This is a genomic window from Paenibacillus urinalis (assembly GCF_028747985.1).
Lineage (GTDB): Bacteria > Bacillota > Bacilli > Paenibacillales > Paenibacillaceae > Paenibacillus > Paenibacillus urinalis.
Window position 1 is genome coordinate 3,996,255 of the sequence record NZ_CP118108.1, and the last position, 25,180, is coordinate 4,021,434.

Annotated in this window: 20 protein-coding genes and 1 pseudogene; 3 read left to right on the top strand and 18 right to left on the bottom strand. The window is 45.6% G+C overall.

Annotation, left to right across the window (positions count from 1 at the left end; genetic code table 11):
* Window positions 1-87: 87 nt before the first annotated feature.
* The 15 genes from PUW25_RS18505 to PUW25_RS18575 all read right to left on the bottom strand — a co-directional run bounded on the left by PUW25_RS18505 (window position 88) and on the right by PUW25_RS18575 (window position 17,767).
* On the bottom strand, window positions 88-2,070 hold the full coding sequence (locus PUW25_RS18505) for a stage V sporulation protein D (RefSeq protein ID WP_047910863.1): 1,983 nt from the start codon (window positions 2,068-2,070) through the stop codon (window positions 88-90).
* A 107-nt stretch (window positions 2,071-2,177) separates the two neighbouring features.
* Window positions 2,178-4,475: a penicillin-binding transpeptidase domain-containing protein gene (locus PUW25_RS18510; protein ID WP_377783805.1), complete on the bottom strand. Its 2,298-nt coding sequence runs from the start codon at window positions 4,473-4,475 to the stop codon at window positions 2,178-2,180.
* 20 nt (window positions 4,476-4,495) lie between these two features.
* Window positions 4,496-4,918 (bottom strand): hypothetical protein, encoded by a 423-nt coding sequence (locus PUW25_RS18515; protein WP_047910862.1) that lies wholly within the window; start codon window positions 4,916-4,918, stop codon window positions 4,496-4,498.
* A 24-nt stretch (window positions 4,919-4,942) separates the two neighbouring features.
* Window positions 4,943-5,893, bottom strand: a complete 951-nt coding sequence (gene rsmH, locus PUW25_RS18520) for a 16S rRNA (cytosine(1402)-N(4))-methyltransferase RsmH (protein WP_047910861.1) — start codon at window positions 5,891-5,893, stop codon at window positions 4,943-4,945.
* A 47-nt stretch (window positions 5,894-5,940) separates the two neighbouring features.
* Window positions 5,941-6,378: a division/cell wall cluster transcriptional repressor MraZ gene (mraZ, locus tag PUW25_RS18525; protein ID WP_047910860.1), complete on the bottom strand. Its 438-nt coding sequence runs from the start codon at window positions 6,376-6,378 to the stop codon at window positions 5,941-5,943.
* 276 nt (window positions 6,379-6,654) lie between these two features.
* A complete protein-coding gene (locus tag PUW25_RS18530; protein WP_047910859.1) occupies window positions 6,655-7,920 on the bottom strand; it encodes an adenosylhomocysteinase in 1,266 nt (421 codons plus the stop codon).
* Window positions 7,921-7,933: 13 nt separating this feature from the next.
* Window positions 7,934-9,568 (bottom strand): bacillithiol biosynthesis cysteine-adding enzyme BshC, encoded by a 1,635-nt coding sequence (gene bshC, locus PUW25_RS18535; protein WP_047910858.1) that lies wholly within the window; start codon window positions 9,566-9,568, stop codon window positions 7,934-7,936.
* 221 nt (window positions 9,569-9,789) lie between these two features.
* Entirely contained in the window at window positions 9,790-10,728 is a 939-nt protein-coding gene (locus PUW25_RS18540; RefSeq protein ID WP_047910857.1) for an ABC transporter ATP-binding protein, read from the bottom strand.
* On the bottom strand, window positions 10,725-11,720 hold the full coding sequence (locus tag PUW25_RS18545) for an ABC transporter ATP-binding protein (protein ID WP_047910856.1): 996 nt from the start codon (window positions 11,718-11,720) through the stop codon (window positions 10,725-10,727). Before PUW25_RS18545 ends, PUW25_RS18540 begins: the two co-directional genes overlap by 4 nt.
* A 12-nt stretch (window positions 11,721-11,732) precedes the next feature.
* Window positions 11,733-12,683: an ABC transporter permease gene (locus PUW25_RS18550; RefSeq protein WP_047910855.1), complete on the bottom strand. Its 951-nt coding sequence runs from the start codon at window positions 12,681-12,683 to the stop codon at window positions 11,733-11,735.
* 3 nt (window positions 12,684-12,686) lie between these two features.
* Complete coding sequence (locus tag PUW25_RS18555) at window positions 12,687-13,619, bottom strand: ABC transporter permease (RefSeq protein WP_047911217.1); 933 nt, start codon at window positions 13,617-13,619, stop codon at window positions 12,687-12,689.
* 193 nt (window positions 13,620-13,812) lie between these two features.
* A complete protein-coding gene (locus PUW25_RS18560; RefSeq protein ID WP_047910854.1) occupies window positions 13,813-15,477 on the bottom strand; it encodes a peptide ABC transporter substrate-binding protein in 1,665 nt (554 codons plus the stop codon).
* 155 nt (window positions 15,478-15,632) lie between these two features.
* Complete coding sequence (locus PUW25_RS18565) at window positions 15,633-16,019, bottom strand: DUF3397 domain-containing protein (RefSeq protein WP_238546315.1); 387 nt, start codon at window positions 16,017-16,019, stop codon at window positions 15,633-15,635.
* 5 nt (window positions 16,020-16,024) lie between these two features.
* Window positions 16,025-16,975, bottom strand: coding sequence for a ketopantoate reductase family protein (locus PUW25_RS18570; RefSeq protein ID WP_052511806.1), 951 nt, complete (start codon window positions 16,973-16,975; stop codon window positions 16,025-16,027).
* Between the two features lie 147 nt (window positions 16,976-17,122).
* On the bottom strand, window positions 17,123-17,767 hold the full coding sequence (locus tag PUW25_RS18575; RefSeq protein WP_047910853.1) for an RsfA family transcriptional regulator: 645 nt from the start codon (window positions 17,765-17,767) through the stop codon (window positions 17,123-17,125).
* A 284-nt stretch (window positions 17,768-18,051) separates the two neighbouring features.
* Between PUW25_RS18575 and PUW25_RS18580 the strand changes: the two genes are divergently transcribed.
* Window positions 18,052-18,288 (top strand): DUF2626 domain-containing protein, encoded by a 237-nt coding sequence (locus tag PUW25_RS18580; RefSeq protein ID WP_047910852.1) that lies wholly within the window; start codon window positions 18,052-18,054, stop codon window positions 18,286-18,288.
* Window positions 18,289-18,447: 159 nt separating this feature from the next.
* Window positions 18,448-19,533, top strand: a complete 1,086-nt coding sequence (locus PUW25_RS18585; RefSeq protein ID WP_274338427.1) for a hypothetical protein — start codon at window positions 18,448-18,450, stop codon at window positions 19,531-19,533.
* Window positions 19,534-19,568: 35 nt separating this feature from the next.
* Here PUW25_RS18585 and PUW25_RS18590 read toward each other — a convergent pair whose 3' ends face one another.
* On the bottom strand, window positions 19,569-20,849 hold the full coding sequence (locus tag PUW25_RS18590) for a type 2 periplasmic-binding domain-containing protein (protein ID WP_047910850.1): 1,281 nt from the start codon (window positions 20,847-20,849) through the stop codon (window positions 19,569-19,571).
* Between the two features lie 217 nt (window positions 20,850-21,066).
* On the opposite strand from PUW25_RS18590, the pseudogene PUW25_RS18595 reads away from it, so the two are divergent.
* Window positions 21,067-22,230 (top strand): annotated as a pseudogene (locus PUW25_RS18595) (IS3 family transposase).
* 92 nt (window positions 22,231-22,322) lie between these two features.
* Here PUW25_RS18595 and PUW25_RS18600 read toward each other — a convergent pair.
* The gene (locus PUW25_RS18600) at window positions 22,323-23,654 is read right to left on the bottom strand and encodes a PhoH family protein (RefSeq protein ID WP_047910848.1); all 1,332 of its coding nucleotides are present in this window, start codon (window positions 23,652-23,654) and stop codon (window positions 22,323-22,325) included.
* A 373-nt stretch (window positions 23,655-24,027) separates the two neighbouring features.
* Window positions 24,028-25,104: an LCP family protein gene (locus PUW25_RS18605; RefSeq protein WP_047910847.1), complete on the bottom strand. Its 1,077-nt coding sequence runs from the start codon at window positions 25,102-25,104 to the stop codon at window positions 24,028-24,030.
* Window positions 25,105-25,180: the final 76 nt, after the last annotated feature.

Here is a 25,180-nt window from a genome sequence, read left to right on the forward strand (position 1 = left end):
TTCCTTCTTTCCCTAAATTAAAACGTCATCCTTCCCTATTGTATCCGTTACCTAGCATTATGGTCCATAGGAAGCGAAGTAAAAACATCAACTTCCTTCTTTTTCATTGCCAGAGGATGTATTGGTGTCATGCTCGTGAGCATCTTCCGGATGACTTCCCATATAAATTCGTATGGTCGAGCCTCTTTCGACCCTGGCTCCTGGTTTTGGTGCCTGACTGATGACCGTATTGCCAGTTCCTGATTTGACGAGCATAAAGTTCATATTCAGATCTTCATACAGATCCTGTACCGTTGCTCCTGTAAGGTCTGGTACGGTTACAATCGGTGTTTCCCCATACTTGTAATTCTTCTCAAGCTGATCCTTCCGCTGCGGAACCTGCAAATAATGTAATGAATCCTCTAATATGTTCTGGACGATCGGAGCTGCAACTACGCCCCCGAATTGAATCCCCTTCGGATTGTCTACCGCGGTATATACCACAATCTGAGGATCATCCGCTGGTGCAAAACCGATAAACGAAACGATATGTTCGGTTGTTGAATAACGACCGTTAATGACTTTCTGAGCAGTACCTGTCTTGCCTCCAACTCGATAACCGTCGATAAAGGCAGGGCGTCCGGTCCCCTTCGCAACCACACTTTCGAGCGCTTCACGAACCTGTTTGGACGTCTCCTCCGAGATCACCTGTCTTACCATCTCCGGCTCGGTTTCATCAACAACTTCGCCCGTGACGGGATCGACCCATGCTTTGGCAACAAACGGTTTGTATAATTTTCCGCCGTTGATCGCAGCAGAGACTGCGGTGATCTGCTGAATCGGAGTTACTGAAACACCCTGACCAAAGGCAGTCGTCGCAAGCTCGACAGGTCCAACCTGGGATAGCTTGAATAGTATTCCAGAAGCTTCTCCACTCAGGTCTATTCCTGTCTTTGCACCGAAACCGAAGTTTTTAATATACTCGAAAAGCGTCTCTTTGCCAAGCTTGTTCCCTAAAGCAACAAACCCCGGATTACATGAGTTTTCCACAACCTGTAAAAAGGTCTGGCTGCCGTGTCCGCCCTTTTTCCAGCAGCGAAGTCGGGCTCCGCCAACCTCAACGTAGCCTGGATCGAAGAAATGATCGTTAACAAGATCCACCTTCTTCTCTTCCAGTGCAGCAGCGAGGGTAATAATCTTGAAGGTAGAACCCGGCTCATAGGTCATCCATACAGGTAAATTTCGGTTATATATTTCTGCAGGATATTCCTGATAATTACCCGGCTCATAGCTTGGACGACTCGACATGCCAAGAATTTCTCCGGTCTTCGGATTCATGGCAATCGCAAGGGCAGAATTCGCCTCAAATTTGACCATCGCCTGATCCAGCTCACGTTCGATAATGGATTGGATCGGCTGATCAATAGTCAGCTGAAGGTTGAGCCCGTCCTTTGGTGCGACATATTCATCGGATGATCCTGGCATCAGCCTGCCTGCTGCATCCGACAAATATTCAATTCCTCCTCCGATGCCCTTAAGGTTATCATCGTACTTCTTCTCAATCCCGGTTAACCCTTGATTATCAATTCCTGTGAACCCGAGAATATGTGCCGCCAAATCGCCGTAAGGATAAAACCGCTTATTGTCCTCAGCAACAACAATGCCCGGAAGCTCCAAATCACGAATTTCCTGTGCTTTCTCCATCGTAATTTTTCGGCCACCGGGCTTTATCTCGACTATTCTTTCGGTCTTGGAAATGATGCCGAGCACCTTCTCCTGCGTCATCCCAAGAAGCGGCGCTAGGGCTTCAGCCGTTTTTTCCTTTTCCTTCACCTGAACCGGAATAGCCATAACGGTCGGTGTCGTAATATTATAAGCAAGTGCTGTGCCGTTACGGTCAAGAATTTCTCCACGCTTAGCAGTATATGGAATTTGTCTCCGCCACAGATTCTCGGCTTCCTCCGCCAATTCCGGTCCTTTGGCAAGCTGCACATAAGCTAGACGAATTGCAAGCGCCGCAAAAAGAATGAGCAGTATCAGCATGCACCACAGCAAGCGGCGGCGAAGCGTCACGCTGGATACTTTGGCCATATGTATCTCCCCCCTACTTGTCTTTCGTATTCACAATGACATGCTTAATCATGAATATTCGGGACAACCAGGGAATAGAACAAGCTTTATTCTCTTACGTTACCGTCTCATTCTTCTGGACTGCCTGCAGCTGTGTTCGATGTATCCGCATCTTCGGCATCGGAATTGTCAGGCTCTGAGTTATCGGGATCAGCCGCCTGTTCATCGGCTGCGCTTCCTTCCTCATCTGCCGATCCCTCCGTGGATTCACCAGTTACAGCATCCTTCGCTGTCTGCAGTGTAAGTACTGCCGTACGATTTTCTCCTGTCACTTCCACTTTTTGCTTGGTGACATAACCTTCACCCTCAACTCTGACTCCCACCTTAAGCAAGGTTAGGACTTCCAGCGCATCACGTAAAGATTCACCTGTCAAATCCGGAATTTCCATGGTGTCGCTCTGCTCAGTAAGCAGGTAGATTCGCTGTCCAGCAGTAAGCTCGGCTCCCGCCTTTGGATACTGCTGGATCACTTTGCTCCCCTTGCCGAGCGTCTCATAGGCAATCCCCTCTTCCAAGAGCTGTGCCCGAGCATCCTTACCGGATTTGCCCACCAGATCAGGCGCTTTTTTGCGTACCAGCTGCTGTGTGCTCTCTGCTCCATCCTCGCTGGTTACGGCTTCCTTCGAAACACCGAGATAAGTGAGTGATTTAGACATGATTTCTTTGAATATTGGAGCCGCTCCTGAACCGCCTCCCAGGTTTGGATCGTTAGGTTCGTCAATCATAACCAGCATTGCGATTTTAGGATCATCCACAGGTGCGTAGCCGATAAAGGAAACGACGGACTTCGTATGATCGTATTCTCCGTTAATGTATTTAATCGCTGTCCCTGTTTTGCCGGCTACACGGTAGCCATCAATGTAGGCATAACGGCCTGATCCATGATCCTGATCGGCAACAACCTGCTCCAAGTAACTACCGACAGTTCTTGCTGTTTCCGGTGATATCACCTGACGTATTTCTTTTGGCTGAATTGACTCTACCTCACCGTTGTTTGGATCTGATATTTCTTTCACCAGATGCGGCTCAAGCAGCTTACCACCATTAGCTATAGCCGAAATAGCAGCTACCTGCTGAATAGGGGTTACCTGTACAAGCCCATGACCATAGGATGCAGCCGCAATATCTGCAGCATATACCAGCTCTCTGATCGGCGAAGCGGACTCCGTTGGAAGATCAATGCCGGTCTTCACACCAAAACCAAATTTATCAATATAATCGCGAAGCTTCTCTCCACCGAGCATTTTGTAACCAAGGTTGACAAAGGCGACGTTACTGGAGCGTTTTACACCCTCTAAATAACTGATTATCCCCCAATTGCGACTAATATCACTAATATTTCTGCCGCCAACCTGAATACTACCTGATTCAAAGGTCGCATTCGGATTAAACAATTTCTCCTCAACCGCAGCAGCCAGTGTCACGATCTTAAACGTAGATCCCGGCTCATAGATGGATTGAATTGCATGATTGTAATAATTGTCTGGTGTTTCCCAATAGGAGTTCGGATTATAATTCGGCAGATTTGCCATGCCCAGAATCTCCATCGTATTCGGATCGGCCGCAATGACGGTCATACTAATCGGATCATATTTATCATAAGCTTCCTTCATCGCTTCTTCGATGTAGTACTGTATCGTATCATCAATGGTCAGCTTTAACTTTTTACCATTCTGCGGTGCTGTATAGGCACTGTCCGAGTTCGTCAGCTCAAGGCCCTTACCATCCTTCTGATATAGAAGCTTGCCATCGGTTCCTTTGAGCTCCTCATCGTAGTACAATTCGAGCCCATAAACTGGGTCTCCCTCTTTATTCAAGTAACCAAGCACATGGGACGCCAGATTATTCTCAGGATAGAAACGCTTGGACTCATCCATTAAGACGATGGCATTCTTCGCACCGTATTCCTTGTCCAGCTTATTCCGGAATTCATCGATTTTTTCCTTTAACTCCTGATCAATCTTATAACCCTCGCTGCGTACTTCTCTATGCGGCCTGAGGCTGCCGTTTTCTCTTGTAGCCGTGATATCCTCCCTCAGTCCTGCTTCATCCTTGCCCAGTAATTCATGCAGACCCTCGACGACTACGTCTTCAATCTCCTTCTCATGAATGAGCTCCGGATTTACCGCTACTGTATAGGCAGGCGCATCCGTGGCCAGAACATTGTCATTGCGGTCTGTAATTGTCCCCCTCTTTGCCGGGATCGTCTTGGAATTCTCTATCAATTGAGCGGCATAGTCCTGCCAGACGCCTGCGTTGACCACTTGAATCCAGAAGACTCTGCCCATAAGTACAAGAAAAAAGAGGGTGATGATCCCTCCAATGAGTAACGTGCGAAGTTTTATTCTTTTATTGATTTTCCCCATAGTCCAAAACCTCACATTTCTTACTTGCCGTCTGAAGAGCCTTGTTCAGATGAAGTCGGACTAACTGCAGTTCTCGGCACTCGAATCACGTCACGATCCGAAGTTTGCTCCACGTAACCAAGCTCGCGCGCTTTCGCTACGATCTCGTTCTCCAGCTTCTCCTTATGAACGTCCAGAACAGCAATTTCTTTATTGGCTAATACCGTTGCTTGTTCGACAGTATGCGTCTGCTTGTTGAGGTCATAGATGTTCACGTATCTGCCAACCATAACACTGACAACAACGACACATACGATCACAGATATCAGATACAGCAGCTTCTCTCTTGTCGGCAGACCTGTCCTTCGAGTAACGACTTTTGTCGTCTCTTTATACCGCTGGGGCTGTGCTTGCTGCTCCTGCACTCTTTCCTTAACTGCCAGGTTGCCACGTGTATAGGCCATATTCGACTCTCCTTACGTTTCTAATTACAATTTCTCCGCTACACGCAGCTTAGCTGAACGCGCTCTGGGGTTCTGCGCAAGTTCCGCCTCGCTCGGCACAATCGGCTTGCGATTAACGAGCTTGAGCGTCCCTTTACCGCCGCATACACATAACGGGAAGTCAGGTGGGCATGTACATTTCTCCAAATAACTGCTAAAAATCTGTTTGCATATCCTGTCTTCCAGGGAATGAAACGTAATAACAGATACTCTGCCGCCTGGTTTCAAGCAGCGAACTGCTTGATGCAAAGCCTCCTCAAACGCACCGAGCTCATCATTCACGGCGATTCGCAAAGCTTGGAAGCTCCGTTTGGCAGGATGTCCGCCCGTTCTTCTGGCAGCTGCCGGAATACCTTCTTTAATGATATCGACTAATTCGCCCGTAGTTTCAATAGCTGCAGATTGCCTTTTTTCAACTATTACCCTTGAAATCCGTCTTGAAAACTTTTCTTCGCCATAAACATACAAAATTCGAGCAATTTCTTCTTCAGACCACTCGTTTATAATGTCTCTTGCTGTTAGATCACCTGACTGATCCATACGCATATCAAGCGGCGCATCGTGATTGTAGCTGAATCCCCGCTCGCCTTCATCAAACTGTGGAGAAGATACTCCCAGATCGTACAGAATGCCATCGACTTGAGGAATTCCTTCAGTCATCGGAACATCCAGTTCACTTAATACCGCAGTGAGGTCTCTGAAATTGGTCTTAACAAGTGTAACCTTGGACCCAAATTCTCCGAGTCTTTCTTTTGCATTTTCAAGTGCCCAGTCATCCTGATCGAAGGCGATCAGTCGTCCCTCGGGTCCCAGTCGTGAGGCAATCAGCGAGCTATGTCCTGCCCCGCCTAATGTGCAGTCCACGTAAATCCCGTCCTGCTTGATGTTAAGGCCTTCGGTTGCTTCTTCTTTGAGTACGGTAATGTGGTGAAACACTTGTTTGTCCTCCAGACATTTTTGTAATTACGGATTGTTCATAAATCCTAAAACTCAAAATTGAAATCGACCAGCTTTTCGGCAATGTCGTTAAACGTTTCTTCAGATTGGCTGTAATATTGTTCCCATATGCCTTTGCTCCAGATCTCTACCCGATTGGATACACCGAGTACGACGCATTCCTTGTCCATCTTGGCGTAATCGCGTAAATTCATCGGTAAATTTACCCTGCCCTGTTTATCAAGCTCGCATTCAGTCGCTCCTGAGAAAAAAAACCGGGTAAAAGCACGCGCATCGGATTTCATTAGCGGCAGAGCCTTCAGCTTCTGCTCCAGAATGGACCATTCATTCATTGGATATACGAACAAACACTGGTCCAATCCGCGAGTGACAACAAAGCTCGGGCCGAGAGCGTCACGGAATTTGGCCGGAATAATCATTCGGCCTTTATCGTCAATGCTATGCTGGAACTCCCCCATAAACATTGTCTACCACTCCTTAGCTCCTGCTCACCACTTTGCTCCACTTTCCACCACTTAAGCATAATTGATTCGCTTTGAAAAATCAAAACCCTTCTCTGCATATGAAACTTTTTGGAAGAGATGTTAGAAAGCTACCTTGACTCAGGTTGAAAAATCAGGTTCGCTCATAGCAAAAAAGAGCGATGCCAAAAGCCGGATACGGCTTTTATAAGCATCACTCTTTGGCGTTCCAATTCCATATTTCATGTACCAAGCATTCCCAGCTCAGCATTTCATAGGTTAGACGTTCCAGCTGTCCAAGTATTGAACTTGTTCATCGGTCAATGTGTCTAGCTCGATGTTCAGGCTCTCCAGCTTGTACCTGGCTACCTTCTCATCAATCTCATAAGGGACGTTAATTACTGCCGGTTCGAGAGTTTCATAATTTTCCCTTACATACCGGAGCCCCAGTGCTTGTAGGGCAAAAGTCGTGTCCATGATCTCAGCCGGATGCCCATCTGCCGCAGCCAGGTTCACGAGACGTCCTTCTGCTAACAGATACATTTTGCGCCCATCTGCAAACTGGTATTCCTCAATGTTTTTCCGCACCGTCCGTACTGATGTAGAACGCTTCTTCAGCTCAGGTATGCTCACTTCCACATCAAAATGTCCCGCATTCGCCAGCACGGCACCATCCTTCATGACATCAAAATGCTCACCTGTAATAACAGCCTTGTTTCCGGTTACCGTGATGAAGAAATCACCCAGCTTAGCTGCCTCGACCATCGGCATGACACGGAATCCATCCATATGAGCTTCAACAGCCTTGATGGCATCCACTTCAGTTACGATAACATTCGCACCAAGTCCCTTGGCACGCATCGCAACGCCCTTACCGCACCAGCCATATCCGACGACTACGACAGTACTTCCGGCAACGACAAGATTTGTAGTCCGGATTATTCCATCAAAGGCAGATTGCCCTGTCCCATAACGATTGTCGAATAAGTGTTTGCAATATGCGTCATTTACAGCCACCATCGGCAAGTTTAACACCTTCTGTTTTTCGAGGGCTTTCAGCTTAATAATACCCGTTGTCGTTTCTTCTGCTCCCCCGCGAATCGTCTCCAGCAGATCCGGACGCTCGGAATGCAGAATGGTTACAAGATCTCCACCATCATCAATAATGAAGTCAGGCTTCGTCTCCAGTGATTTCAGGATCAAATTCTTATATTCCACCGGATCAGGATTATATTTGGCAAACACCGTGATACCGTCCTCCACCAATGCTGCACATACATCATCCTGAGTAGACAGTGGATTGCTTCCCGTAATCGTTACTTCAGCACCGCCCGCCTGTATAACCTTCGCAAGATACGCTGTTTTAGCTTCTAAGTGAAGGCAAATCGTCACTTTAAGTCCCTTAAAGGGCAGATCTGCTTCAAACTCCTTACGCACCCGGTTCAATACCGGCATATGAGCCTCCACCCAATCAATCTTCAGATGTCCTTCAGGGGCCAGGTTCATATCTGCAACGATACTGTTCTTAATCACATCCGTGCTCATCTTGTTCCTCCAATTATATATACAAAATATGATGGTTACCGCTCATATCAGCAGGAACCTCCATTAATTCCTTCAACCAGCCCGTTCCATACCGGTTAAGGTAATAGTAAGCATTGTAGACTCTTTCCTGCGGTCGTTTTGAAGGGAACAGTGATCTTTCTATACAATCCCATTGCTTAAGTGAAGCATCATGTCGCTGTGCAATGGCCTGCTTCGTTCTCTTTTGCATATATTCAATCTGCTCTTCTATTTTCTCGCTGTTGGTTAATCCCAGTCGTCCAAGTCCCGACTCCAGCTGACCGAGCTGTTCAATTAAAGGCGCATACAGCTTGCGGAAAGAAGTCTTTAGATCCTCAAACTGTCCGTTAACATCAAATTCATCCAAGCTGAGCAGCCAGGCTTCTTTCTTCTCATCAAAAGTGAACTGGATATCTGCAAAATTCAAATCGTATTTATCCATCAGCTTCTGTATATGATGATCCAAAATCGTATATGACAAACGCGGCATAAGTATTGGCATACGAAGGCCCATTCGGTGAAAGGCATCTTTGGTCAGCGCCCAGTAAGCAATCTCGGCATGTCCAAGTATCGTAGACAGCACCGGGAATAATGAATCCTGCATTAGGGGCCGGGTCAGAACATTGTTGCTGAATCGCTCCGGATGCTGATGAAGAATTTCAAGCAGCTCTGTTTTGGAAAAAGAGACATACCCTTTGCGATCAACAAATCTACCGTCTTCCTTGAATAGCAGCAATCTCGAGCCCTCATGGATATAAAATAAATTTGCTCCTCCGGAGGCAACATCAGCCTGCATTGTGAAGCCGCTGGTTACAACCCGGCCGGAAGACTCGTGGTAACACTGCTCAAGCATGTCGTTATCTTCGATAATACGTTCGAATACAGGCACTTCGAGCTTTCTTAGCTCTGGATCTGCCGAGTCCATAAGTACAAGTCCATACGAACCGAATAATTGCCCGAGCAATTTGGCAAACACATCACTCAAGCTAGTATATTCGTCCTGAACTGCTTCTTTAATAGAAGCGATGAGTTCCGGTTTGTTCTCCGAATCAGGCAGCAGCTCTTCCAGCTCCTGAATAGCGGCAATCCAGTGCTCCTTCTCTACGGCAACATCGCTCACGGAAGAACGCCCTTCATATTTGCCGGGCATTTTGACTTTGGTTACCGAGAGATCTGAACTCATCAAGTAAGTATGATCTACCTCATCCCAATCGTGGTCCTCGCCGGCAATCCAGAATATGGGCACGACAGGACGTCCAAGCTTCTCTTCTGCCATCTTGGCCTCTTTAATAATCGTTGCTGCCTTGTATATGACAAGCAAAGACCCGGTGAACAATCCACTCTGCTGTCCGCCGGTTACGACCAAAGCATTCTCCTGTGCCAGCCGGGTGAGAGATGCCTTCACTGCAGGGTGCGGATTTCGACTTTCATTATATATACGCAGGCAATTAACAATTGCCTGTCGGTCTACTCGTGTGTCTCCGGTTCGATCAAGCCACTCGGCACGCGCTATGTAGCTGGAAACGTCGCGAAAATTATACTCGTACAAATGATGCACGGCTTCATCGTAACGCAAATAATGTTCCGCCAGAGGTGATCCACTACGCAGCGCCTCAGGAATTAGATTCATGAGGTCATCCTCCTATTCATTTAAAGCCTTATTCGATTGTACCGAATGGTTTATATTCCGTCAAAGTAATAATTATATACTTAGTATGAATTACATTACACCTCTAGGTGGTGGAATTCATTCTGGTATGAATTACACTACACCTCTAACTTGAATTTGATTCTGAATCAAAAAACCGCCGATGATCACATCGGCGGCACTAAACTACATATTTTTTTAGATCAAGCGTATGGCTCAGCCACAAAATGGCCTTTGGATACTTCGATCAGCTTCGCATTATCCAGGTTAAAGGCACTCTTCGCTGCCTCTCCTTCATTGCCTGAACTGATTGGACCCGAATTGTCCTCAGGCATAATAATGCGCTTTTTATTTGCTTCGATGTCCGGATCCGGAATCGGAATTGCGGATAGAAGCATTTTGGTGTAAGGATGGATTGGGTTTGCATATAGCTCTTCGCTGTCCGCAAGCTCTACCATTTTACCCATGTACATAACAGCAACCCGGTCACTGATGTGCTTAACCATGGAAAGGTCATGGGCAATGAACAAGTACGTCAGGCCCAAACGATTCTGAAGATCCTTCAGAAGGTTAACTACCTGCGCTTGAATAGATACGTCAAGTGCTGAAATCGGCTCATCACAAATGATGAATTTAGGATTTACCGCAAGTGCGCGGGCAATCCCGATCCGCTGACGCTGTCCGCCGGAGAATTCATGCGGATAACGGTTCGCATGGTCTGCGTTCAGACCAACGAGATCAAGCAGCTCCTCGATCCGTTTCTTGCGCTCCAAGCTGCTTCCAGCCATCTTGTGAATATCCAGAGCCTCACCAATAATATCAGATACAGTGAAGCGCGGATTGAGTGATGCATAAGGATCTTGGAAGATCATCTGCATGTCCCGGCGCATCGCCTTCATCTTATTTGGTGAGAGCTTGTAGATATCTGTGCCGTTAAAGCGCACACTGCCTGCTGTAGGCTCATACAAGCGAAGGATTGTACGTCCAGCCGTAGATTTACCACAGCCGGATTCTCCTACCATTCCGAGTGTCTCACCTTCACGAATATAAAAGTTAAGATTATCTACGGCTTTGAGCGTACGATTCTTCCCTACATTAAAGTATTTCTTAAGACCTTCAACCTCAATCAAGTTCTTGCTCATGAAGAATGTACCTCCTTCGCCATAGGATGCAGCTCCCAGCAACGCGCCATATGCGTGTCGCTGAATACCGTAGCACCCGGATCAATACGCTCGCAGATGCTCATTGCACGATCACAACGTGCTGCAAACGGGCAGCCGAGCGGCGGCTTGATCAGATCCGGCGGTGTACCTACGATCGGAATGAGCGGCTCGTCCTTCTTCTGATCAAGACGAGGCATGGAACGCATCAAACCTTTTGTATATGGATGCTGCGGATTTTTGAAAATCTCGTATTTCGTACCTGTTTCTACCACTTCTCCAGCATACATAACGATAACGCGGTCTGCAATACCGGCTACTACGCCAAGGTCATGCGTGATCAGGATAATTGAAGTTCCAAGCTGCTCCTGCATATCCTTCATAACATCCATAATTTGAGCCTGGATTGTTACGTCTAGAGCCGTTGTCGGCTCATCGGCAATCAGCAGGGCCGGCTTACAAGCGAGTGCAATCGCGATCATCGCACGCTGACGCATACCGCCTGAGAATTCATGTGGATATTGATTAAAGCGCTCTTCCGCATTTTTGATGCCGACCATCTTGAGCATTTTGACCGCTTCTTTAGCCGCAGCATCTTTGGACATGTTCTGATGCTTAATCAATACCTCAGTAATCTGTTTACCGATCTTGATGGTAGGGTTCAGGGATGTCATCGGATCTTGGAAGATCATGCCGATATCTTTACCACGAATGGATTCCATTTGCTTGTTGGTCTTCTTCAGCAAATCCTGTCCTTGGAAAATAATCTCACCTTTATTAATGATGGACGGTGGAGAAGGAATCAAACGCATAATGGTTTGGGCTGTTACACTCTTACCACTACCGGATTCACCGACAATCGCAACCGTCTCACCCTTGCCGATTTCAAAATTCATGCCGCGTACGGCCTTTACCTCGCCGTCTCTTACTTTAAATGAAACGTTAAGATCTTTAACCTGCAACAACGGATCCATTATGTCCACCTCCTATTTTTTCAGTTTTGGATCAAGTGCGTCACGGAGTCCGTCACCGAAGAGGTTGAACGCTAACATGATTAAGCTGATCAGACCTGCCGGGAACAACATCCGCCAAGGGTAATACATCCATCCTGTAAGTGCGTTCTCGATCATGGAACCCAGGGACGCTCTAGGCGCTTGTACACCCAGACCAAGGAAGCTGAGGAACGCCTCACTGAAGATCGCACTCGGTACAGACAGAGTCAGTGTTACGATGATTGGTCCTACTGCATTGGGCAGCAGGTGTTTGAAGATAAGGCGAGACGAGTTTGCACCCATGGATTTGGAAGCAAGTACGAACTCTCTGTTCTTGAGCTGCATAATTTCGCCCCGTACGATCCAGGCCATGTTAATCCAGCCGGTTATACATAGGGCTATAATAATCGTGGCAACGCTTGGTTCCAATACGACCAGCAGCAAAATAGTAACGAGCAGGTAAGGAATGGCATACAGAATTTCAGAGAATTTATTCATGATTTCTCCGACACGTCCACCATAGAAGCCCATGATTCCACCGTAGATAACCCCAATACAAAGGTCAATCAAGGCAGCTGCAAAACCGATAATGAGCGAGATCTGCGCACCTGACCAGGTACGTACCCACATATCGCGGCCAAGATCGTCTGTTCCGAACCAATGCTCTTTGGAAGGAGGCTGATTGGCATTCATCAGATCATTGGTTTGATAGTCGTAGCTGGACATCAATGGTGCAACAATCGACATAATAATAATGACAACGAGGATGACTAGGCTGGTCATTGCGAGCTTGTTTTTAAGAAGCCGCTCCCATGCATCGCGCATAGCCGACACACTTTGACGCTGAATGACCTCTGCTTGCTTCTCATCCGTCCCGATTCTTCTAAAATCTTCAGGTGTAAGCTGAGTGTTGTTTGGATCGATGCTAGATTGATTTGCAGACACTACCTAGCCCTCCTTTCCATTCGAAAGTTTGATGCGTGGATCGATAAGAACATATGCAATGTCCGTCAGGAAACGAGCCAGCATTAGAATAACGCCATAGAATATGGTAATCCCCATAATCATGGTATAATCACGCGTCGTAATACTCTCAACGAATACCTTACCGATACCGCCGATACCGAATACGCGCTCGATCACGACAGAACCTGTAACTACGTTAGCCGTCATTGGGCCAATATAAGTTACAACTGGCATGATCGCATTACGAATAATGTGTCTGAACATAATGGTGAAGCTGTTTAAGCCTTTGGCTTTGGCCGTTTTGATATAATCAGCGTGCAATACTTCAAGCATGTTGGAGCGTGTCAAACGCGCGATATATGCAATAGGCTGGGCTGAGAGCGCCGCAACCGGCAGAACATAATCGAGCGGACCGTTAAGCCCCATTACTTTGAACAACCCAAGCTCTTGGGCCAGATAAAATTGCAGGAGTGATGCCAGCACGAAGCTCGGAACCGCGATTCCAATAACCGCAAGCACCATAGCTACGTTGTCGATCAGCTTGCGATGGTTCATTGCTGCCACCATTCCAAGCAGAATACCTACAACGACAGCGACAACGATAGCAACAAGTCCAAGCTTGAGTGAAACGCCAAAGGTTTGACCAATAATATCGGCCACATCTTGATTTAGTCGCTTCATGGAGATCCCCAAATCTCCTGTAATGATATTTCCTAAATAATCAATATATTGCACGAACACTGGCTTATCGAGACCATATTGCTCCATAAGTCTGGCTTGAATTTCAGGTGATGTCGCCTTCTCACTCATAAACGGGTTACCCGGAATCGCCTTCATCAGGAAGAACGTAGCGGAGATGAGAATAAATAGAGATATCAGCATGAAAATCAGCCTATTGATCACGTATCTTATCATGATCATGGACACCCCCCGCAAATTAAAATAACAGTCGTACTAGTACAATTTTATAGAAACTAGAGAATTAAATCTATTCTAGTTATTTGCGAATTTTACTATTACTTACCAAATATGAACGACATACAAAAAAATCGGGATATATAAGGGTTAGCCCGCATATATATCCCGAAGCTTCTATACAGTTATATCCTTACTTACCCTCAACAGAAGCTCTAGTGAAGTCAATGGCTCCACTGAAATCAAGGCTAACGCCTTTAAGGTAAGGCTTAGTTAAAGAAACATTTGTATAGTAGTACAACGGTGCAATGACCATGTCCTCTTCAACGAGCATTTTCTCAGCTTGAGCAAAGAGATCATTACGTTTAGCTGTATCTTGCTCTACAGCGGCTTGTTTGATAAGCGCATCGTACTCAGGGTTTGCATAACCGGAATCATTGTTACCATTGCCAGTAGTCCACATATCCATGAATGTCATCGGATCATTGTAGTCAGCAGACCAGCCAGCACGTGCTACTTGATAGTTCAGGTTCTTACGAGTTTCAAGGAACACACCCCACTCTTGGTTCTGAGTGGCAACTTCTACTCCAAGAACATTTTTCCACATATCCGCTACAGCTACAGCCAATTTTTGGTGAGCTTCACTGGAGTTGTAGATCAGCGTAACTTTAGGAAGTGTAGTGTAGCCCTCTTCCTTCATACCTTCTTCAAGCAAGCGTTTTGCTTCTTCTGCATTCTCCTCAAAGTATGCATCTTCAACTTCAGTACGGAATTCTTCAGAAGCACCTTTGATACCTGGAGGTACAAATCCAAATGCTGGCAGCTGTCCGCCAAGAGTTACGTTGTCAACGATCGCTTGACGATTGATAGACATTGCAAAGGCTTTACGGATTTTAGCATTTTGGAAAGGCTCAGCTGTTACGTTAAACATATAGTAGTACGTACTAGCGATACCTTTTACATTAAATTCGTCAGGAAGTTCACTTTGAACACCTTTAATTTGATCCGTAGGGATCTCACCGTTAGGTGCACCAGCGTAATCGATTTCACCATTTCTATAAGAAGAAAGTTCTGTCGCACCGCTGTTTGTCAAGGACATATCTACGCGAGCAAGGTTAATGCTTGCTTTGTCCCAGTATTGTTCATTCTTCGTAACTTGGATCTTTTGTCCTGTAGTCCATTCAGTAAGTGTGAATGGTCCGTTAACAACCATCGAATCTTTGTTCGTCGCCCATTTGTCATTGCCATCAACAGAGGAATGAACTGGGTAGTAAGTGTAGAAGGAAGTCAGACCCAGGAAGTAAGGAGTTGGGTTAACCAATTTTACTTTCAAAGTCTTCTCGTCTACTGCTTCAACGCCGACTTGGGAGAAATCTGTGATCTCGCCAGTGTTGAATTGTTCTGCATTCTCGATGTAGTACAGCTGATAAGCATAAGGTGGAGCTGGTGTAGAAGCTGGATCAAGGACGCGCTTCCAAGCGAACACGAAATCGTTTGCTGTTACTGCATCGCCATTGCTCCATTTCGCATCTTCACGAAGTGTGAAGACGTATTCTTTGCCATCTTCAGAAATTTCCCAAGATTCCGCAACACCTGGAACCGGGTTACCATCTTCGCCCATACGAACTAGGCCTTCATACATAAGCTTCAATACCGTGTTAGTCTGGCTGTCTTGAGCCTGTGCCGGGTCGAAAGTCGGCGGTTCAGCACTCAAATTAATGTTCAAAACCTGTTCTGCTGGTGCATTACCTTCACCAGATTGACTGCCTTCATTGCTATTGTCAGAACCGCACGCTGCAAGTACGGAACCAAATGCAAGAACTAGCGTCAAAAGGACTAACAAACTCTTCCTTTTCATCAAGCATTTCCCCCTAAAAAGATGATGTGGTATATATGTTTATAGATTATACAACCAGCGGTCAAAAAAATCTACATAACTTTTTCTGAAACACTACTTTTTTTCACCATTCGACACATTCGACACAATTTGCACACAATTTACGTTATGTTTTCTTACATGAAATCTATTATGTAGCTGAATAATCCAAAGGCTAAAAGTACTATGTAGCTGAATCCCATTACGACAAAAGCCATGCGCCAAACGGCTCTTATCATTCTTCTGTAGTTAATCTTCCCTTTTAAACGAGTTTGTGCACTTCCAATTAAACCCAAGGCGATCAGCATCACCAGCAAGATTAGATAAACACCAAAATTCAAATTAAAGGTGCTGTTAAAAAGAGCAGCAACTGCTGCAATCAAAAAGATGGTCGTCACATCCATTGCCATATGAAGAGCCGTCTTCTTCGGCTTCTTGAAATAAACCATCCCATAGTACACGATCAAAAAAGGAAAAAACGGAAGCATGCTAAGTACAATAAGAAATGATCCGATAGCGTTCAATTCCTTTACTCCTCCCCTAGTGGCATCCCCTCAATAAGTGAACATACAAGCTGATGGACTTCCGCACGCATTCCCGCCTCTCTGGCCATAGCAACAATACTGCCATTTATAGCAGCGATCTCCGTCGGCCTGCCATGGAGAACATCCATACACATGGAAGACCAGTTGCTCGAGGTCGATTGACAAACAGCAACAACTTGTTCCCATAGATTCGTATCATATTCAATCTGATGAGCATCATAGACAGCCACAGCCTCACTGTAGAGCTGCTTCATTGCTTCCCTTCTCTCTTGGTTTGTCAGTAATTCCCCATTCGGTATTCTCCAAAGAGCGGTCAGTGGATTAATTACCGCATTAATGACTAATTTCCGATAGATCAATCTATCGATTTCATTCGACGATTGTGTGTCAAATCCTGCTTTCATCAGTTTATCGACTAGCGTGTCCACTTCTGATTCGATAGGCATTCCTGGGTGATTCGACCAGCCGATCTGCGTCTCTCCGTAACCAGCCCTCGTCACTTCAGCCTTGTCCGTTCGTTTAGCTCCTTCTGTTGTAATGGCAGCATATACCCGGGCAGACGGGAGCGATTTGGCAATGAGAGGGATATGGCCTGTTCCATTCTGAAAGCAAAATAAAGCCGTATCCAGCTTGCTGACCTTTGTCAGGATCTGCATTGTTTCCTGCAGGCCCCCTTGCTTAGTCATAAGCAGGATCATATGTCCAGGCTTCTTGTTCCATACTTCTGGCAGGGATGCAATTTCTCTCGCTTCAAAACTTCCCGCTTGTACCCTCCATACTTGTCCATCGGGCTGATTTATCTTCATCCCCGTTTCAAGTAATTGTACAGCCTGTGCACTTGTTCTAGTCCAAAACCTTACTTCTTCTCCAGCATATATGAGGGCCCCTCCATACATTAGACCAAGCGATCCCGCACCGATGACATCAATAATCAAATTATGTACACCTCCAATAAACCTTTCTCTCTTACTATATATTAGTTAGGAGCATATGACAAAAGCCTGTTTGACCACGCATTACGCAGTCAAACAGGCTCCGAGTTCCACAATCTCATTTCTAGAATTGCTACAGCAAATCCAAGTTTATTCAATTCGCTCTAGGTTGCCGTTAGCATCCATTTTGAACCGAGTTTTCTCTTCTTCTTCCTCAGATAAAAAGGCGAGTCTTCTGGCACGATCCATAATTTGAATGAGCGCTTTATAATCATCGTTAACTACCCGATAATCGGTTTGTACTTCATTCACTTGCTTGGATAAGCGATCATTCTCGAATCGAAGCTCGTTCAATTCTTCCTCTTTTTCACGCAGTTCCTTCTCGATAAGCTTCAGTTGTCTAGAATTCTCTTGAACCATTCCCTTCCACTGCCTTAAGAAGCGGATCACAGCGTCAATAGACAAGGTTTCCTCAGAGAATCCCTCTGTTCTGTACATAAGCTCATCGGTCTCCGTTACCGATAATGCTGCAACTTGAGGCTGAACTGCAGCATGTCTTTTCGAATAGCTTCGTTTTTGGCGCTGCGCCTTAGCAATGCCTATCGCTTCATCGTACTTTTTACGAACGAAACTGTTCCAGCGAAAACCGCACGCGGCCGAAGTTCTACCGATTTTTTCACCTACTTCCTCAAAAGCGGCCAGCTGAGTGCTTCCTTCCCGGATATGGCGAAGCGTAACATCAGCCAGGATCAAATCATCCTCCGCGCTCCATGCATCCTGTCTAACAGCAGTCATGCTATAAACCTCCTAACGACATCCATAATCACAGCCTCACCTCTCAGCATCAACAAGCTATGAGATGAGAAGCCGGTTATAAAAATTCAGCTTTAATCATTCTTATGCCCTTCATAGAGTTCATAGAATCTATTTCATACTAAAATGTATTTCCAAATTGCTCCCTGGACATACCCTAAAAGATTTCGCTTTCATATCCAATTTTTATTTACATCATTTTCCTTAACCGCTATAATGTTACTTAGCAAATAGACGAGCGTTCCTAAGAGAGGGGGTAAGTCATCGTGGCGCGCATGTTTCGTGTACTGGGATTTTTCACTCTAACGATTGGTCTTATGGCCTTTGCAGGTGATATGTTGGAGATGGCTTTGTTATTTTTCCTTCAAACCGCTTTTTTCGTCATTCTCGGTTATTTGAAATTCACGGAGAGAACCTATATTTTATTGTTCTGGGCTTACATGATTATCACCTTTTCAGGCTTCAGCTACTGGACTGTATTCGAAATGGGCAAACCTCTATAACGCATCTTATAGCAAATAAAGAACGGATCAGCGATGTTAGCTGGTCCGTTCTTTATTTGTTTTCTTTTTCATATGTATGTTTTAAGTATATGATATAGGAAGTTTGTCGTTATTCAGTTCCAATTTACTAGTACAAGCTATAGGGAGGAAATATATGAGATGAGAAATCGTTCTACATATTATGTGATCGTCTGCTGCTCTATTCTACTGATCTTGCTCCATATCTCCCCTATTCATGCTGAACCTGCTATGGACGAGACTACGAGAGATGTTCTGCAGAACAGCCTGTCTATCGTCGAAATTGATCACGAAATTGAGCGCATAGAAGTGCAGCAACAGCAAATTGAAGACAGCAGGGTGTCATTAGAAGCCCAAATGTCTGTACATAAGGAAGAAATGGAAGCTCATCAGGACCGTGCAGCCTCTATTGTGAGATCCTATTATATGGGGGAACGTGATCAACTGCTGCAAGTTTTTTTGAAGGCAAAGTCGCTGCGCTCTATTCAAATTCTGGCAAGCTATTATGAAATTATAATAGGCAGAGATCAAGAAGTACTTCATGCATATCATTCGAGACAGCAGGAATTTGAGGAAATGACAGTTAGATTGAATCAGAATGATGCGGAGCTAAGCCTGCTTAAACAAAATTTGCAGGATCAACGGGAGAGAGTGCTTACGCTGGAGCAGGAGGTTGAGAATACACTGGCAAGCAGTGATAATCGGGAACTGATGGAGAAGCTGATTGAGGAGCTGAATACTTACTGGAGCAATGTAGGCATTCATGAGGTGAAACGTTACTTCGGCGCACTTGCCTCCGCTATGAATAATCTGCCCTCATTTGTTCAGCAGGAGAAGGGCATTCTATCGACCAATGGCCGAACCTATTCGATCAGGATTAGTGAAGAGCAATTGAACGATTTTCTGAGATCAGAGAATGAAATTTTCAACGATTTTGCTTTTGAATTTACGGATGATTATATTATTGCCAGTGGGAAAAGAGACAATCTTGAGCTTGCAGTACAAGGTCATTACACCGTCATTGATGAGCCGGCTAACGCCCTTCTGTTTCATGTAGACAAGCTCGTATTTAACGGATTTGAACTTCCGGATACAACACGGAGCATGCTTCAGCAGGAATTTGATCTCGGATTTTACCCGCAAAAGCTAATGTCTTTCATTAAGGCAACCGATGTCTCGACAGAGGATCAGACGCTGGAAGTAACGCTGGAGTTAGCCCTGAGATAACATGCACCTATCATTACTGCGGATTCTGCACAGACTCATTTTGGCACCGCTTCGCCCTCCTGCTCTGAGATGAAGGATTGAACACGCGAATAATAAGCTTCAGCCGAAATATCACCACGCAAAAACTGTGTGATTAGAGGCTGTGCACGATTCAGCATATCCCCATCCAGCGAGTTATCACGATAAGCAGCCTCGAGACTTTGTTCCAGAGCCTGAACAGGAACCGCTCTTGTAATGTCCCGCATCTCCAGCTCATCATAAAGCGATCTATATATAGGCAGATTCCCTGTTTCTTCAAACCAGTCTTGTACAGATTCAGGGGATGTCATTGCCTTAATCCATTCCGTAGCCAGTTCTGTTTGTCCTGTTCGAGAGGAGAGGGCGAAGCTGCGACCCGTCACGGTAAGTGCCTGAGTTTCCACATCATTGTTAATGTACTCGGTGAGTTCTCCACGATACTCCGGCAGCATATCAGACAGCTTCACAATTCCAGACGTCCAGTTCAGTTGACCGGAGGCGGAGTCCTTGAAGTCTGTCTCAATATACGGAAGCAGGATCTCCAGCTCCTGCATCCTAGACTGCAGCTGTTCGTTCTGCTCAGCAGCATTGAAGAGCTCCTCCGTTTGACGAATAATTCCGCGAAATTCAAGCCAGGAGGCAAACGCCAGCGGATCCTCCACATCCAAGAAGAATGGCTTATCGTCCGTTTCAGCCCAAGTTGTCATTCGGTTCATCCAATCCTCATCTGTGCTCATTGATTGCAATGGCGGTGACGTCGCGTTGTCGCTGCGGGCCTCAGCATAGAGATATGGATCTATATCGAGAGGAACAGCCCAGCGATACCCATTCCATTCATTCACCGTCATTACCTGTGGGAAAGGATCGGCTGCCATTCCGTTCAGATCATTCCCTGTAATCGGTCTCAAATAGCCTTGCATGGCAAACAGTCGAACATAACGATTATTCAACAAGGTAATGTCTGCACTATCACCTAACACAAAGCTTTTGCGGATCGCTTCATACTCCTCGCTTGCATCTGTTTCTTCCATGTTATGTACTTCGATATCGCTGCCAATCCTATTTCCGATCTCTACAGCGAGGCGCTGAAAAACGGCAAACTCCTGCTCCTGCATCGATACTGCGATCTTCAATGGCTGCTGCTCCTGTGGATCTGGTGGAGCTGGACGATATAACGGATCTGTGCTCTGATCGTTCTCATCCGTTACCGGGTCTCGTGATATATCAAGGCTTGGCGACAATATGGTTAATGACAGCAATAATATAACAAATAGTATCCAGTGGTTTCTTCGCTTCACAGCTTCTGTACCTCCCCTAGACATATCCAACCTCACCCCATTATTGTACCAAATGTATAGTCCGCTTGTCCTATTAACTTCTCTCTCATTTCAATCTAGTGATTAGCTAGTCAAAGAAAAGAACCGGAATAGCTGGTATTATCCCCTCATGGTAGACAACGTAAAAAAGACATCTGGTAAGATGGACTTAAACGTTGGAGACCGGAGGGGATTTTTTGTGGGGAAAACAGGCCGTATTAATAACAGTTATCCTGAAGAGTTAAAAATGCAAGCCGTTAGACTGGTTACCGAGGGAAATATATCGTACAGAGAGGTGGCCAGACAACTTGGAATTCGAAATAAGTCACAGGTAGTAGTGTGGGTAAAGCGGTACCGTGAAGGCCAGCCATTTAAGCAAGAGGCACCTCGTAAAGGACGACCGAAATCGAAGTTTACAAGCAATAGAAGAAGAAATGGCATATTTGAGAGCTGAGATCGAGTACTTAAAAAAGCGGTATCCAAATCTACACGGGGAGTGACGAGTAAATCGAGTCGGTATGAAATCGTTGAGGAGATGCGGCTGAAATATCCATTAGGATGGCTCCTAAAATTAGCGGAAGTCTCACGCGCAGGCTACTACAAATGGCGTAAAAGGGGAAGCCATTTGAAATCCCTTATGCTGCAAGAGAAGTTGCTGGAAGAGCATATCATGGCCATACACCGACTGCACCCGTATTTTGGCTACTTGCGTATGACGGTGGCTTTGAAACGAGAAGGGCTACACGTTAACCACAAACGCGTTTACCGACTTATGAAGAAGCTGGGGATTCGCTCTGTGATCCGGAAGAAACGACGCTTTTTCGGCAAGCAAGCTTCGGTGGTTCATCCCAATCGGCTGGAACGTCAATTCCATGCTGAGGCACCGCTACGTAAACTAGTCACTGACATTACATACATTCGTGTGGGAGAGCGTTTTGTGTATCTCTCCGCAATCCAGGATTTATTTAACAACGAGGTTGTGGCTTGGCATCTGTCCGAGCGAAATGATCTCTTGCTTGTCACAAAAACAGTAGACATGCTCTGTGAGAAAACAGATCTAACAGGTGTCCTCCTGCATTCTGATCAGGGATTTCAATACACCTCAAAGCCGTTTAACAGTAAACTTACCAAGCTGGGAATCGTCGGCAGCCATTCTAGACGTGGAAACTGCTTTGACAATGCCTGTATTGAATCGTTCTTTTCACATCTGAAAACCGAAAAAATATATTTAACACATCTAGAATCGGTTTCTGACTTGGAACAGGCTATCCAAGAATACGTTTCATTTTATAACCACGAACGCTTTCAGAAGAAACTAAACGACCGTTCCCCGGTGGAATACCGAGAAACGGTCGCAGCATAATAGTGTCTCTTTTTTCTTGTCTACTTGACAGGGTTATGACCATAGCATCCGGTTCTTTTTCGCTTTTTTTCATTTTCCGGGAAATAAATGGCCTACAAAAGATCTGCTGCCAGTTGAGCGAGCTTGGAGCGTTCGCCTTTTTCCAGCATAATGTGTCCGCTGATCCCTTCCTGACGGAATCGCTCCACAATATATGTTAAGCCGTTGCTTGCTGAGTCAAGATATGGATGGTCTATTTGCTCTGGATCACCCATCAGAATGATCTTGCTTCCTTCACCTACACGAGAGACAATGGTCTTTACTTCATGCTTCGATAGATTCTGAGCCTCATCAATAATGATAAACTGTCCAGGAATCGATCTGCCCCGGATATAAGTGAGTGCTTCTACTTGAATACTGCCGAGTCCCATGAGTATTTTATCGATGTCCCCCGCTTTTTTTGTATCGAACAAAAATTCCAGATTATCATAGATCGGCTGCATCCAAGGGCGAAGCTTCTCTTCTTTTTCTCCTGGAAGGTAACCAATGTCCTTACCCATCGGAACCACGGGTCTTGCTATAAGAAGCTTTTTGTATTTATGCTCATCCTCAACCTTTAGAAGTCCTGCGGCAAGGGCAAGCAGTGTTTTCCCTGTCCCGGCTTTACCTGTAATTGTCACCAAGGGTATATCATCATTTAAGAGCAGCTCTAATGCCATTCTCTGTTGTGCATTACGTGCGACAATCCCCCAGACCGGATCATTGCTGAGATATAGAGGCTCCAGCTTGGTAGCCTCCTGATTCACCTTAAGGAGGGCTGATTTTCCCGTGCCCATCTCGTCCTTTAATATAATAAATTCGTGCGGATACAGATTATAGGTTAGCTGCAATGGCTTAATTGGCAGAAAACGATACGTATAAAATTCATCAATTACGGAAGGATGGACTCTAATCGCAGTATACCCCGGATATAATTCACTTGGATCTGCAGTACGATCAGACAAATAATCCTGTGTATTGAGGCCTAGTACATCTGCCTTGATACGAACGAGTACATCCTTGCTAACTAATACAATATCCCGCGGCTCCTCCTTATCCTCCTGCTCCAGCTGATAATTGAGTGCAACGGCCAGTATACGATTGTCATTCGTTACTTCGCCAAACATCTCCTGTACTCTTATGAAACTGCGGTGATTTAGTTCAACCTTTAAGTTTCCGCCATTCGGTAATGGTACTCCGCTGTGCAAATGTCCCTGCTCCCTTAATCCATCTAATGAACGCGAGACATATCTCGCATTTCTCCCTATTTCATCTGCATTACGCTTTTTGGAGTCGATTTCCTCCAGCACTACGGCAGGAATGACAACTTCATGCTCGTCAAAAGCATAAATGGCGCCCGGATCATGAAGCAGCACATTCGTATCCAACACAAAAATTTTTTTCATTGGTATCCCCTCCAAGGCGGCGTCTTTTAAGCACAGCTAGGGCAAGCTATGGGCAGCGATAAGGACAATCGTGTATCCCATATCTAAATGTATTCGACCGGGAGCAAATAATTGTACAATTTCCTGAAAATATCCGTGGAATATGATCGTTCATCACATGAAATACAAAAAGCCCAGTGAACAGCGTTCACCGGGCTTGTATTCATGACAAAACAGTGCATTTGTCAGCATATTCATATGAAGAGAGCGATATTCCATTCGATTAGCATAATTGGACATAGACAGGACCTCCGCTAATGAATTTCCATCTATGGGATACATCCACATTATATCACTACTTCTCCATGGTTTGAACAGATATTTTGCAGATGCTTTATTTCTCCGAAGCTTCAGCAGCTGCAGATGTATGCTCGCCTGCCAGCTCTTTGGCTAGTGCTTGCTTCGCTTGGTCTAACTCCCCTTGATTAATATATACATAGGGGCTGTTCCATGTTCCTGTCACCGGCACAAAGTTTACACTTTCTTTTGGAAGGTTCCAATAGGTTGAAATGAAATTCTTAACCTGATCACTTTCTACCGTTGTCGTCATATTGTCATCGACAGCACCCACGACTTTACCAATCTTCGTGACACCGCCAAGAGACTTCATTTGATCCATCAGCGAGTGAAGAACTTCGCTTTGACGCTGGTTACGGGAGAAATCGTCGGAAGCCGGCGTTTTGGGATCACAGTTTGATTTACGGTAGCGTACATAGCCTAGTGCATCTTCTCCGTTCAAGGTCTGTTGACCCGCAGTGAGATTAATATCGGTATCATCCGCGGTATCCCTATAGCACATGTTCTGATTCACATTCACATCGACTCCGCCCAAGGCATCCACGATCTCTTCAAACGCCTTGAAGTTCAGCACGGTGACGTAATTAATGTCCACATCCAAGTATTTGCCGAGCATAACCCGCATTTCTTCCTCAGCTGAAATACCTGATTCATTCGCCGCAGCTCTAAAGCGAGGATAGAACTCATTCAGCTTCCTCTCCGTATAACCTTCGAGCTGAACCAGCGTGTCACGCGGCAGTGATACTATGGTCGCAGATTTCGTCTCCGGATGCAGTGAGGCTACCATCACCACGTCAGACAGATGAGTACCTGTCTCCTCTCGATAGTCTGTTCCTAAGATCAGCATCGTCTGCGGCTTCACCTTGGCTGAATCTTCAGCTGCTACGGGGTCGTTGTTCCCTGTGTCGATCACATCATTAAATACCATGTACAAATAGCCTATACCTGCGATCAATCCTATAACAATGAGGGATAATACCAACTTCATAAATGTCTTTACTGGACTCTTCTTCTTCACTTTCACTTTCTGCTTGGGCGTTGTCTGCGCTGCATTGTTCTCGTTGTTCTTGCCGCCTCTATTCCGTGGAGGCAATCCATTAGATCCCATACTCATATTATAAACTCAACACCTTTATACATTTCTATGGTTGCTCTTACATATTACCGCCACCGCTGGCGCATTTCAAATC